General features: G+C 62.6%; 8 protein-coding genes. 6 read left to right on the top strand and 2 right to left on the bottom strand.

Annotated features, from left to right (window positions below):
* Positions 1-3 precede the first annotated feature (3 nt).
* The 6 genes from rplA to LB543_RS14250 all read left to right on the top strand — a co-directional run bounded on the left by rplA (position 4) and on the right by LB543_RS14250 (position 11,541).
* Complete coding sequence (gene rplA / locus LB543_RS14275; RefSeq protein WP_140765469.1) at positions 4-702, top strand: 50S ribosomal protein L1; 699 nt, start codon at positions 4-6, stop codon at positions 700-702.
* A 411-nt stretch (positions 703-1,113) separates the two neighbouring features.
* Complete coding sequence (gene rplJ, locus LB543_RS14270) at positions 1,114-1,632, top strand: 50S ribosomal protein L10 (RefSeq protein ID WP_027146631.1); 519 nt, start codon at positions 1,114-1,116, stop codon at positions 1,630-1,632.
* A 54-nt stretch (positions 1,633-1,686) separates the two neighbouring features.
* The gene (gene rplL, locus LB543_RS14265) at positions 1,687-2,064 is read left to right on the top strand and encodes a 50S ribosomal protein L7/L12 (protein WP_006202136.1); all 378 of its coding nucleotides are present in this window, start codon (positions 1,687-1,689) and stop codon (positions 2,062-2,064) included.
* Between the two features lie 265 nt (positions 2,065-2,329).
* Complete coding sequence (gene rpoB, locus LB543_RS14260) at positions 2,330-6,466, top strand: DNA-directed RNA polymerase subunit beta (RefSeq protein ID WP_140765471.1); 4,137 nt, start codon at positions 2,330-2,332, stop codon at positions 6,464-6,466.
* Positions 6,467-6,596: 130 nt separating this feature from the next.
* The gene (gene rpoC, locus LB543_RS14255) at positions 6,597-10,793 is read left to right on the top strand and encodes a DNA-directed RNA polymerase subunit beta' (protein WP_224614520.1); all 4,197 of its coding nucleotides are present in this window, start codon (positions 6,597-6,599) and stop codon (positions 10,791-10,793) included.
* Between the two features lie 82 nt (positions 10,794-10,875).
* Entirely contained in the window at positions 10,876-11,541 is a 666-nt protein-coding gene (locus LB543_RS14250; protein ID WP_224614519.1) for an O-methyltransferase, read from the top strand.
* A 23-nt stretch (positions 11,542-11,564) separates the two neighbouring features.
* Here LB543_RS14250 and LB543_RS14245 read toward each other — a convergent pair whose 3' ends face one another.
* Together LB543_RS14245 and LB543_RS14240 are read right to left on the bottom strand one after the other, a co-directional pair.
* Positions 11,565-12,488, bottom strand: a complete 924-nt coding sequence (locus LB543_RS14245) for a Gfo/Idh/MocA family protein (protein WP_224614567.1) — start codon at positions 12,486-12,488, stop codon at positions 11,565-11,567.
* Positions 12,489-12,632: 144 nt separating this feature from the next.
* The gene (locus LB543_RS14240) at positions 12,633-12,914 is read right to left on the bottom strand and encodes a transcriptional regulator (protein ID WP_127277968.1); all 282 of its coding nucleotides are present in this window, start codon (positions 12,912-12,914) and stop codon (positions 12,633-12,635) included.
* Positions 12,915-13,261: the final 347 nt, after the last annotated feature.

Below are 13,261 nucleotides of genomic sequence, written 5' to 3'. Positions count from 1 at the left end.
ATCATGGCAAAGATTGCAAAGCGTGTATCGAAGACCCGTGAAGGCATCGATCCCAACAAGGCTTACGCGCTCGGTGATGCGCTGAAGCTGCTCAAGGATCGTTCCTCGGTCAAGTTCGACGAGACCATCGAAGTCGCCATGAACCTCGGCGTCGACCCGCGTCATGCCGACCAGATGGTCCGCGGCGTGGTCAACCTGCCGAACGGCACCGGCCGCTCGGTCCGCGTCGCCGTGTTCGCCCGTGGCGACAAGGCTGAAGAGGCCAAGGCCGCCGGCGCCGACATCGTCGGTGCCGAGGATCTGGTCGACATCGTCCAGAAGGGCACGATCGATTTCGATCGCTGCATCGCCACGCCGGACATGATGCCGCTCGTCGGCCGTCTCGGTAAGGTGCTCGGCCCGCGCGGCATGATGCCGAACCCGAAGGTCGGCACCGTCACCACCGACGTCGCCGCGGCCGTCAAGGCCTCGAAGGGCGGCGCAGTCGAGTTCCGCGTCGAAAAGGCCGGCATCGTTCATGCCGGCGTCGGCAAGGTCTCGTTCGACGTCAAGGCGCTGGAAGAGAACATCCGTGCCTTCGCCGATGCGGTGACCAAGGCAAAGCCGACTGGCGCCAAGGGCAACTACGTCAAGAAGGTGTCTGTTACCTCGACGATGGGCCCGGGCCTCAAGCTCGACGTCTCGACGCTCGCCGCGTCCTGATTGGACCATTTGGATCGGCCCCTCGAAGGCCGGTCCGTGACTGAATTCCGGGCCTTGGATTTATCCTGGGCCCGGTACCGGAAGCCGGAAGGCTTCCAGACATCCTGTCCGAGATTGCGGGCGGCCCGAGTCTTGATTCAAGAGGAGGGCCTTAATTCATGTGGGCCTGCATGAGACGGGTGAAAACCGGACAACGGAGCAACAAGCTCCAATGAAAGGTTCGAACCGTGTTTGCCTTTTGTCTGCGCATCGCCGGCTTGTCCGTCGATGTGGCGAAAGGGGGCAGGATCCTCGAGCGTCGTTCGGGAGATCCGTTACTGGATGGCCCGGCCGGCAAAAGGCAACCCGACGCCTGTCCTCGAAAATGGGAATGTTCCCATCAACAGGACTGGGGTCAACTGGAGATAGGCAGTGGACAGAGCGGAAAAACGCGAACTCGTCACGGGCCTGAATGATGCGTTTTCGGGCGCAGGTTCAGTCGTCGTGGCCCACTATGCCGGTATCACCGTCGCGCAAATGAACGACCTTCGGTCGAAAATGCGCGCCGCCGGTGGCACCGTTAAAGTCGCGAAGAACCGTCTCGCCAAGATCGCTCTTCAGGGCACGGACTCCGCATCGATCATCGACCTGTTCAAGGGACAGACGCTGATCGCCTATTCGGAGGATCCGATTGCGGCGCCGAAGGTCGCGTCCGATTTCGCCAAGGGGAATGACAAGCTCGTCATTCTCGGCGGCGCAATGGGCACCACCTCGCTCAACGCCGACGGTGTGAAGGCACTCGCCACACTTCCGTCGCTGGATGAGCTGCGCGCCAGGCTGGTTGGCATGATCGCCACGCCGGCAACCCGGATCGCCCAGATCGTCAATGCGCCAGCGGCCTCGGTCGCGCGCGTCATCGGCGCTTACGCCCGGAAGGACGAGGCGGCATGAGGCCGTTCCTCGCTATCAAAAACACACGTTCGAACCTAACGAAGGAATACAACAATGGCTGATCTCGCAAAGATCGTAGACGACCTTTCGAAGCTGACCGTCCTCGAGGCGGCTGAGCTGTCGAAGCTTCTGGAAGAAAAGTGGGGCGTTTCGGCTGCCGCTCCGGTCGCGGTTGCCGCTGCTGGCGGCGCTGCCGCTGCTGCTGCCCCCGTCGAGGAGAAGACGGAATTCGACGTCGTCCTCACCGACGCCGGCGCTCAGAAGATCAACGTCATCAAGGAAGTCCGCGCCATCACCGGCCTTGGCCTCAAGGAAGCCAAGGACTTGGTCGAAGCGGCTCCGAAGCCGGTCAAGGAAGGCGTTTCCAAGGCCGACGCCGACAAGTTCAAGGCCCAGCTGGAAGCAGCCGGCGCCAAGGTCGACCTGAAGTAAGCGTATCAAGCGGCGGGCGGCCTCGCGCCGTCCGCCACTCCCTTCGGTGACCAGGGAGGCTGCGTGACGCGAGATGTACGAAAACCTCTTTCCTGAGGGCCGTAAACCGGCCTTCAGGAAACGGGTTTTCTCCCGTTTTAGCCGGTAGCCGCCAAGCAATTGGAAAGGCGGCCGGAGAACAGACAGAGAGCCGCCGCCCAGGTGGCTAAGTATGCAAGACGAACCGCGGCGAGGTTCGTCCCGAGTTTAGAGCTAAGGAGCGACGATGGCCCAGACCCAGACTTTCAATGGCCGCAGACGCGTACGCAAGTTCTTCGGAAAGATCCCGGAAGTTGCGGAGATGCCGAACCTCATCGAGGTTCAGAAGGCATCCTATGACCAGTTCCTGATGGTGGACGAGCCCAAGGGCGGACGTCCGGACGAAGGGCTGCAGGCTGTTTTCAAGTCGGTCTTCCCGATCTCCGATTTTTCCGGCTCCTCCATGCTGGAGTTCGTGAAGTACGAGTTCGAAGGACCGAAATTCGACGTTGACGAATGCCGCCAGCGCGACCTGACTTATGCCGCGCCGCTGAAGGTGACGCTGCGCCTCATCGTGTTCGATATCGACGAGGATACCGGTGCCAAGTCGATCAAGGACATCAAGGAGCAGGACGTCTATATGGGCGACATGCCGCTCATGACCTTGAACGGCACCTTCATCGTCAACGGCACCGAGCGCGTCATCGTCTCGCAGATGCACCGCTCGCCGGGCGTCTTCTTCGACCACGACAAGGGCAAGTCGCACTCGTCGGGCAAGCTTCTGTTTGCCGCCCGCGTCATCCCCTACCGTGGCTCGTGGCTCGACATCGAGTTCGATTCCAAGGACGTCGTGCACGCCCGCATCGATCGTCGCCGCAAGATCCCCGTGACGTCGCTGCTGATGGCGCTCGGCATGGACGGCGAGGAGATCCTGTCGACCTTCTACAACAAGATCACCTACAAGCGCGCCGGCGACCATTGGCGCATTCCGTTCAACGTCGAGCGTTTCCGCGGCCTCAAAGCCGTCGGCGACCTTGTCGACGCCGACACCGGCGAGATCGTCGTCGAGGCGGGCAAGAAGATCACCGCCCGCCAGGCGCGTCAGCTCGGCGAGAAGGGTCTCAAGGCGATCAAGGCGACCGACGAGGATCTGCTGGGCAACTACCTAGCTGAGGACATCGTCAACTACGCCACCGGCGAGATTTTCCTCGAGGCCGGCGACGAGATCGACGACAAGACGCTCAAGGTGCTGCTCGGCACTGGCGAGCAGGAGATCCAGGTCCTCGACATCGACCATGTCAATGTCGGCGCCTATATCCGCAACACGCTCGCCGTCGACAAGAACGAGAGCCGCCAGGACGCGCTGTTCGACATCTACCGTGTCATGCGCCCGGGCGAGCCGCCGACGCTCGAGACCGCCGAAGCCATGTTCAACTCGCTGTTCTTCGACAGTGAGCGCTACGACCTGTCCGCCGTCGGCCGCGTCAAGATGAACATGCGCCTCGAGCTCAAGGCCGAGGACACCGTGCGCGTGCTGCGCAAGGACGACATCCTGGCCGTGGTCAGGACGCTGGTCGAACTGCGTGACGGCAAGGGCGAGATCGACGACATCGACAATCTCGGCAACCGCCGCGTGCGTTCGGTCGGCGAACTGATGGAGAACCAGTACCGCGTCGGCCTGCTTCGCATGGAGCGGGCGATCAAGGAACGCATGTCCTCGATCGAGATCGACACGGTCATGCCGCAGGACCTGATCAACGCCAAGCCGGCGGCCGCCGCCGTGCGCGAGTTCTTCGGTTCCTCGCAGCTGTCGCAGTTCATGGACCAGACCAATCCGCTGTCGGAGATCACCCACAAGCGTCGTCTCTCGGCGCTTGGACCGGGCGGTCTGACCCGCGAGCGTGCCGGCTTCGAGGTGCGCGACGTGCACCCGACGCATTACGGCCGCATCTGCCCGATCGAGACGCCGGAAGGCCCGAATATCGGTCTGATCAACTCGCTGGCGACCTTCGCGCGCGTCAACAAGTACGGCTTCATCGAAAGCCCGTACCGCAAGATCGTCGACGGCAAGCTGACCAATGACGTCGTCTATCTCTCGGCGATGGAAGAGGCCAAGCACCATGTCGCGCAGGCCAACGCCGAGCTCGACAAGAACGGCGGCTTCGTCGACGAGTTCGTCATTTGCCGCAGCGCCGGCGAAGTGATGATGGCACCGCGCGAAAACGTCGACCTGATGGACGTGTCGCCCAAGCAGATGGTGTCTGTTGCCGCGGCGCTCATCCCGTTCCTCGAGAACGACGACGCCAACCGCGCTCTGATGGGGTCGAACATGCAGCGTCAGGCCGTGCCGCTGGTGCGCGCCGAGGCGCCGTTCGTCGGCACCGGCATGGAGCCGATCGTCGCCCGTGACTCGGGCGCCGCCATCGGCGCCCGCCGCGGCGGCATCGTCGACCAGGTGGACGCTACGCGTATCGTTATCCGCGCCACCGAGGATCTCGACCCGGGCAAGTCCGGCGTCGACATCTACCGGCTGATGAAGTTCCAGCGTTCGAACCAGAACACCTGCATCAATCAGCGTCCGCTGGTGCGCATGGGTGACCGGGTCAACAAGGGCGACATCATCGCCGACGGTCCGTCGACCGAGCTCGGTGATCTGGCGCTCGGCCGCAACGTGCTGGTCGCGTTCATGCCGTGGAACGGCTACAACTACGAGGACTCGATCCTGCTCTCCGAGCGTATCGTCGCCGACGACGTCTTTACCTCGATCCATATCGAGGAGTTCGAGGTCATGGCGCGCGACACCAAGCTCGGTCCGGAGGAAATCACGCGCGATATCCCCAACGTCTCGGAAGAAGCGCTGAAGAACCTCGACGAAGCCGGCATCGTCTACATCGGTGCGGAAGTTCAGCCCGGCGATATCCTGGTCGGCAAGATCACGCCGAAGGGCGAAAGCCCGATGACGCCGGAAGAGAAGCTTCTGCGCGCCATCTTCGGTGAAAAGGCTTCCGACGTGCGCGACACTTCGATGCGCATGCCTCCGGGTACCTTCGGCACGGTCGTCGAGGTGCGCGTGTTCAACCGCCACGGTGTGGAGAAGGACGAGCGCGCCATGGCGATCGAGCGCGAGGAGATCGAACGCCTCGCCAAGGACCGTGACGACGAGCAGGCGATCCTGGATCGCAACGTCTATGCGCGTCTTTCCGACGTTCTCGTCGGCAAGGAAGCGATCGCTGGACCGAAGGGCTTCAAGAAGGGCTCGACGCTGTCCAAGGACACGCTCGACGAGTATCCGCGTTCTCAGTGGTGGCAGTTTGCGGTGGAGAACGAGAAGCTCCAGAGCGAACTGGAAGCCCTGCGTGGCCAGTACGACGACTCCAAGAAGGCGCTCGAACAGCGCTTCATGGACAAGGTCGAGAAGGTGCAGCGCGGCGACGAAATGCCTCCGGGCGTCATGAAGATGGTCAAGGTCTTCGTGGCGGTGAAGCGCAAGATGCAGCCCGGCGACAAGATGGCCGGCCGTCATGGCAACAAGGGTGTCGTGTCGCGCATCGTTCCGGTCGAGGACATGCCTTTCCTCGAGGACGGCACGCATGCCGATATCGTGCTCAACCCATTGGGTGTGCCGAGCCGCATGAATGTCGGCCAGATCCTGGAAACGCATCTGGGCTGGGCTTGCGCCGGCATGGGCAGGAAGATCGGCGAGCTGATCGACACGTATAAGGCTGCCGGCGACATTAAGCCGCTGCGCAAGACGTTGGAAAGCTTCATGCCGTCCAACGACCGCAACGAGCCGGTCCGCGAATATGACGACGAGAGCATCGTTCGCCTCAGCGAGCAGATGCGCCGCGGCGTCTCCATCGCGACCCCCGTGTTCGACGGCGCGCATGAGGCTGACATCAACATCATGCTGGAGCAGGCGGGCCTGCACACCAGCGGTCAGTCGCAGCTCTATGACGGCCGCACCGGCGAGCCGTTCGATCGCAAGGTGACGATGGGCTATATCTACATGCTCAAGCTTCACCACTTGGTGGACGACAAGATCCACGCGCGTTCGATCGGCCCGTACTCGCTCGTCACCCAGCAGCCGCTGGGCGGCAAGGCGCAGTTCGGTGGCCAGCGCTTCGGCGAAATGGAGGTCTGGGCGCTGGAAGCCTACGGCGCCGCCTACACGCTGCAGGAGATGCTGACGGTGAAGTCGGACGACGTCGCCGGCCGCACCAAGGTCTACGAGGCGATCGTGCGTGGCGACGACACGTTCGAGGCAGGCATTCCCGAGAGCTTCAACGTGCTCGTCAAGGAAATGCGGTCGCTTGGCCTCAATGTCGAGCTGGAGAACACCAAGCTCGACGAAGCTCCGGTTCGACTGCCGGACGCAGCCGAGTAAAGGCTATGGCGCGTCGCGGAATGCCGCGGCGCGTCCACGAAATTCGACGGCCGGTGGGCCGACCACTCAGCGGGCATTCGGCCCGCGTTAGATGCAAGGGGTTTTCGAGGACCCCGAAAAGGAGAACGGCATGAACCAAGAGGTCATGAATCTCTTCAATCCGCAGGCGCCTGCGCAGGTGTTCGATTCCATCCGGATTTCGCTTGCCAGCCCTGAGAAGATTCTGTCCTGGTCGTTCGGCGAGATCAAGAAGCCGGAGACCATCAACTACCGCACCTTCAAGCCGGAGCGTGACGGTCTGTTCTGCGCGCGCATTTTTGGCCCGATCAAGGACTATGAATGCCTGTGCGGCAAGTACAAGCGCATGAAGTACAAGGGCGTCATCTGCGAGAAGTGCGGCGTCGAAGTCACGCTGTCGCGCGTTCGCCGCGAGCGCATGGGCCATATCGAGCTGGCGGCACCCGTCGCCCATATCTGGTTCCTGAAGTCGCTGCCCTCGCGCATCGGCACGCTGCTCGACATGACGCTGAAGGACATCGAGCGCGTCCTTTACTTCGAGAACTACATCGTCACCGAGCCCGGCCTCACCGCGCTGAAGGAGCACCAGCTGCTCAGCGAGGAAGAGTACATGATCGCCGTCGACGAATATGGCGAGGATTCCTTCACCGCCATGATCGGCGCCGAGGCCATTCATGACCTTCTGGCCGGCATGGACCTGGAGAAGATCGCCGGCGACCTGCGTTCGGAACTGGCTTCGACCACGTCCGAGCTGAAGCAGAAGAAGTATCTGAAGCGGCTCAAGGTCGTCGAGAACTTCATGGAGTCCGGCAATCGTCCGGAATGGATGATAATGAAGGTCGTTCCGGTGATCCCGCCGGACCTGCGCCCGCTGGTTCCCCTGGATGGTGGACGCTTCGCGACATCGGACCTGAACGATCTCTATCGCCGCGTGATCAACCGCAACAACCGCCTGAAGCGGCTGATCGAGCTGCGCGCGCCAGGCATCATCGTGCGCAATGAAAAGCGCATGCTGCAGGAAGCCGTCGATGCGCTGTTCGACAACGGCCGTCGCGGCCGTGTCATCACCGGCGCCAACAAGCGTCCGCTGAAGTCGCTGTCCGACATGCTCAAGGGCAAGCAGGGCCGGTTCCGTCAGAACCTGCTCGGCAAGCGCGTCGACTATTCCGGCCGCTCGGTCATCGTCACCGGTCCGGAGCTCAAGCTGCATCAGTGCGGCCTGCCGAAGAAGATGGCGCTCGAACTGTTCAAGCCCTTCATCTACGCCCGCCTCGACGCCAAGGGTTACTCCTCGACAGTCAAGCAGGCGAAGAAGCTGGTCGAGAAGGAGCGTCCGGAAGTCTGGGATATCCTCGACGAGGTCATCCGCGAGCATCCGGTTCTCTTGAACCGCGCGCCGACGCTGCACCGCCTCGGCATCCAGGCGTTCGAGCCGATCCTGATCGAAGGCAAGGCGATCCAGCTTCACCCGCTGGTCTGCACGGCCTTCAACGCCGACTTCGACGGCGACCAGATGGCCGTTCACGTGCCGCTGTCGCTGGAAGCGCAGTTGGAAGCCCGCGTGCTGATGATGTCGACCAACAACATCCTGCACCCGGCTTCCGGCGCGCCGATCATCGTGCCCTCGCAGGACATGGTTCTGGGTCTTTACTACCTCTCGATCGTCAACCAGAACGAGCCGGGCGAGGGCATGGTGTTTGCCGACATGGGCGAACTCCAGCACGCGCTCGAGACCAAGACCGTGACCCTGCACGCCAAGATCAAGGGGCGCTTCCGCACGGTCGACGCCGAAGGCAAGGTCGTGTCGAAGATCCACGACACCACGCCTGGCCGCATGATCATCGGCGAGCTTCTGCCGAAGAACGTCAATGTGCCTTACGAGACCGCCAACCAGGAGATGACCAAGAAGAACATCTCCAAGATGATCGACACCGTCTACCGCCATTGCGGCCAGAAGGAGACGGTCATTTTCTGCGATCGCATCATGGCGCTCGGCTTTGCTCATGCGTGCCGTGCCGGCATCTCGTTCGGCAAGGACGACATGCTGATCCCGGACACCAAGATCAAGCTGGTGTCTGACACCGAGGCCTTGGCCAAGGAATACGAGCAGCAGTACAATGACGGCCTGATCACACAGGGCGAGAAGTACAACAAGGTCGTCGACGCCTGGGCCAAGTGCTCGGAAAAGGTCGCCGACGAAATGATGGCCCGCATCAAGGCGGTCGAGTTCGAGGACAATGGCCGTCAGAAGCCGATGAACTCGATCTACATGATGTCGCACTCCGGTGCGCGCGGCTCGCCCACCCAGATGCGCCAACTCGCCGGCATGCGCGGCCTGATGGCCAAGCCGTCGGGTGAAATCATCGAGACGCCGATCATCTCGAACTTCAAGGAAGGCCTGACCGTGCTCGAGTACTTCAACTCGACCCACGGCGCCCGCAAGGGTCTGGCCGACACCGCCTTGAAGACGGCGAACTCGGGTTACCTCACCCGTCGTCTGGTCGACGTGGCGCAGGACTGCATCGTCAACTCCGTGGATTGCGGCACCGACAAGGGCCTCACCATGCAGCCGATCGTCGATGCCGGTCAGGTCGTCGCTTCGGTCGGCCAGCGCGTCCTGGGCCGTACATCGCTCGACGACATCACCCATCCGGTGTCGGGCGAGGTTCTGGTCAAGGCCGGAACGCTCATGGACGAGCGTGACGTCGAGCAGATCGAAAAGGCCGGCGTGCAGTCGGTCCGCATCCGCTCGGCCCTGACCTGCGAAGTCAGGATCGGCGTCTGCGCGGTCTGCTACGGACGCGATCTGGCCCGCGGCACCCCGGTCAACCAGGGCGAAGCCGTCGGCGTCATCGCGGCGCAGTCGATCGGCGAGCCGGGCACGCAGCTCACCATGCGTACCTTCCACATGGGCGGTACCGCGCAGGTGGTGGATAGCTCGTTCCTTGAAGCCTCCTATGAGGGCAAGGTCGAGATCCGCAACCGCAACGTGGTGCGCAACTCGGACGGCCAGCAGATGGTCATGGGCCGCAACATGGCGGTGCTGATCCTCGACGAAGCCGGCAAGGAGCGCGCGACGCACCGTGTCACCTATGGTTCACGCATCTTCGTGGACGATGGCGACAAGGTGAAGCGCGGTCAGCGTATCGCCGAGTGGGATCCCTATACCCGTCCTGTCCTCACTGAAATCGAGGGCAAGGTGTCGTATGAGGATCTGGTCGACGGCATTTCGGTTCAGGAAACGGCCGACGAGTCGACCGGCATCACCAAGCGTGAGGTCATCGACTGGCGTTCGACGCCGCGCGGCAACGACCTCAAGCCCGCGATTGCCATCCTGGACTCCAAGGGCAAGGTCGGCAAACTGTCGAAGGGCGGCGATGCCCGCTTCCTGCTCTCGGTCGAGGCCATTCTCTCGGTCGAGCCGGGTGCCCAGGTTCGCCCCGGCGACGTCTTGGCGCGTATCCCGATGGAAAGCGCCAAGACCAAGGACATCACCGGCGGTCTGCCGCGTGTTGCCGAACTGTTCGAGGCACGTCGTCCGAAGGATCACGCCATCATCGCCGAGATCGATGGCACGATCCGCTTCGGCCGCGACTACAAGAACAAGCGCCGCATCATCATCGAGCCGCACGACTCGACGCTCGAGCCGGTCGAGTACCTGATCCCGAAGGGCAAGCCGTTCCATCTCCAGGACGGCGACGTCATCGAGAAAGGCGACTACATCCTCGACGGCAATCCGGCGCCGCATGACATCCTGGCGATCAAGGGCGTGGAGGCACTTGCTTCTTACCTCGTCAACGAGATCCAGGAAGTCTACCGCCTGCAGGGCGTGTCGATCAACGACAAGCACATCGAGGTGATCGTTCGCCAGATGCTGCAGAAGGTCGAGATCACGGTGCAGGGCGACTCGACCTACATCCCGGGCGACCACGTCGACGTGATCGAACTGGAAGAGGTCAACGAGCGTCTGGTCGAGGACGGCAAGAAGCCGGCCGAAGGCCAGCCGGTGCTGCTCGGCATCACCAAGGCATCGCTGCAGACGCCGTCCTTCATCTCGGCCGCCTCCTTCCAGGAGACGACCAGGGTGCTGACGGAAGCCGCGGTTGCCGGCAAGACCGACATGCTGCAGGGCTTGAAGGAAAACGTCATCGTCGGCCGGCTGATCCCGGCCGGTACCGGCGGCACGATGAGCCAGATCCGGCGCATCGCCACCTCGCGCGACGAACTCATCATCGACGAGCGCCGCAAGGCCTCCGGTGTGGAAGTCGCCGAGCCGATGCTGGCCGACATGACGACCGCCGCGCAGTAAGCGGGACGGCAAAAATCTCAGGCAACAGAAGCCGTCGGGGCAACCCGGCGGCTTTTTCGTTTTCAAGATCGGAGGAAAGCAGATGAACACGAAGACCTGGACGGCTGTCGACAACTACATCGTTTCCTCGCTGTTCGAGGCGGATCCCGTTCTCGACGCGGTTCTGGCGGCCAACCGCGACGAGGGCCTGCCGGCGATCGACGTCTCGGCGGCGCAAGGAAAACTGCTCTCGCTGCTGGTGCGCATCAGCGGCGCGAAAAAGGTGCTCGAGATCGGCACGCTGGGCGGCTATTCGACCATCTGGATGGCGCGGGGTCTGCCCGCCGAGGGCAAGGTCGTGACGCTCGAACTCGATCCGCATCATGCCAGCGTCGCGCGTTCGAATTTCGAGCGGGCCGATGTCGCGGACCGCGTGGAATTGCGCGTCGGTTCAGCGCTCCAATCGCTCGCCGCACTCGGTGGCGAGAATGCCGGCCCGTTCGATCTCGTCTTCATCGATGCCGACAAGCCGAACAACCCGAACTATCTGTCCTGGGCCTTGCGGCTGTCGCGCTCCGGAACGGTCATCGTCTGCGACAACGTCATCCGTGACGGCGCCGTGCTGGATGAGGATGGCCGCGATGCCAATGTCGAAGGCGCACGCGCGGCGTTTTCCTTCATCGGCGGCGACAAACGCCTGGACGGCACCGCCATCCAGACCGTCGGCGCCAAGGGTTATGACGGCTTTGCCATCGCGATCGTCGACTGAGGCCAGGGGGCACCCGGTGACCTTCAGTCGAAAAACGCTTCCACCACATTGCGCTTGCCCAGCATGAACGCGTCGGCCACGTGCTGGAGTGGCGCCAGGTCCACATCCGACGTTCGGGCGTGGACGATCTCGGCAAATCGCCGATAGAGCATCGGATATTCCGCTTCCGGCTCCTCGTGTCCGATATTGCCATCGACGGCGAGCTTCGAGCCGCCACCCGAGAGCACCATCTGTCCAGCATCCGTGTCGGCCAGGATGTCCCAGCTCTGCGGTCCGGTCTGCAACCAGTCGAGATCCATCGTCACATCGGATCCGTTCGCCGCACGGAAGACGACCTGGGCCGCGATCGGTGCATCACGGTTCTCCGGAAAATCGAGCACGGCTGAGGTGATGTACATGGCCGGCAGGATGTAGGTTGCGATCGACAGCGCGTTGATGCCGGGATCGAAGACGCCGAAACCGCCAGGCTGCCAGATCCAGTCCTGGTTCGGGTGCCATCGGCGCACATCTTCCTTCCAGACGATCGCCGCCGATTTGATTTTGGTCGAAGCCAGGAATGTCCGCGCCGCTTCCACCGCCGGCGCGTAGCGCGAATGCCAGCTGGCGAACAGCGAAACGCCTTGTTTCGCCGCGAACGCCTTCAGGTCCTCGACCTCGCTGACCGTGGCGCCCGGCGGTTTTTCCAGGAAGACGTGCTTTCCGGCCTCGAGCGCCTTGCGCGCGGCGTCATAGCGGAACTGCGGCGGCATGCACAGCGACACCGCGTCGAGTTCGGGAACCGCGCCAAGCATCGTCTCAATATCGGGGAAATTCGCGATGCCGTCGACCTTGCCGTGCCGGCTGGCCGCCGCAATCAGCTGGTAGTCCCGATCCTTGGCCAGTGCCGGAAGGTGTTGGTCGCGGACGATCTTGCCGACGCCGACAATGCCGATTCTTATGGGCGAGATGGATGAGGACATGAGGCTCCGCCGGGTTTGGACGACTGCGCGTCTCTTAGCAGATCGGCCATGACGGGCAAGCGTCGACCATGCCAGCTATCCGAACGAATCGGCACCATGGCGCAGGGCAGGCGAGGGGCATCACGCCTGCGATCAGATCGGCACGTCGAAGGTCACGATCGACACTTCGCCTTCGAGTGCGCCCTGGAAGGCCGAAAGATGCGGCTCATCGTCGGGCTCGCCCTCCATGTCGCCGATCTGGTCGAGCTCGGCTTCGGCGTAGCCTTCCGCGGCGAGCGATTCGAGCGCGCGGCGGACAGCCGAATCGTCATCGGGCGCCACCAGCATGACATGCACGCCTTCCGGCTTGCCGCCTTTCTTCTTCCACACCCGGCCGGTGATGATGGTGACCGGGCGTTCTTCATTGTCGTTCACGGGCCGATTCCTTCGCGGCGAGGGATTGTCAGTGTTCATGCGGCCTTTTCGCATGAAGCAAGGCCCCGCAAAAGCCAAAGGCCGGTCACTTTCTTCCTCGGCCTTGCAAAACGGCGAAAGAAAATTACATGCGGTTTTCGCATGGCTGCCAAGCCCCGGCTTCAATGCAATATTTGCCGCTGCGGGGTTGACGGTTCGCGGGCTTACGAGTAGAAGCCGCCCAGTCAGAACCGATGTGAGGCTCTCCCTTCCGAAGCGACACGCTTTGGAGTTTGCCTCAAACAGGGTTCGTTTTACGAGCGAAAAGACATTTCCGGCGTGCACGAAGCGGTTTCCGCTTCCTCTGC

The sequence above is a fragment of the Mesorhizobium sp. ESP7-2 genome, assembly GCF_020164715.1.
Classification (GTDB): domain Bacteria; phylum Pseudomonadota; class Alphaproteobacteria; order Rhizobiales; family Rhizobiaceae; genus Mesorhizobium.
The sequence above is the reverse complement of the archived record's forward strand: the minus strand, read 5'-3'. Positions and strand labels throughout refer to the sequence as shown.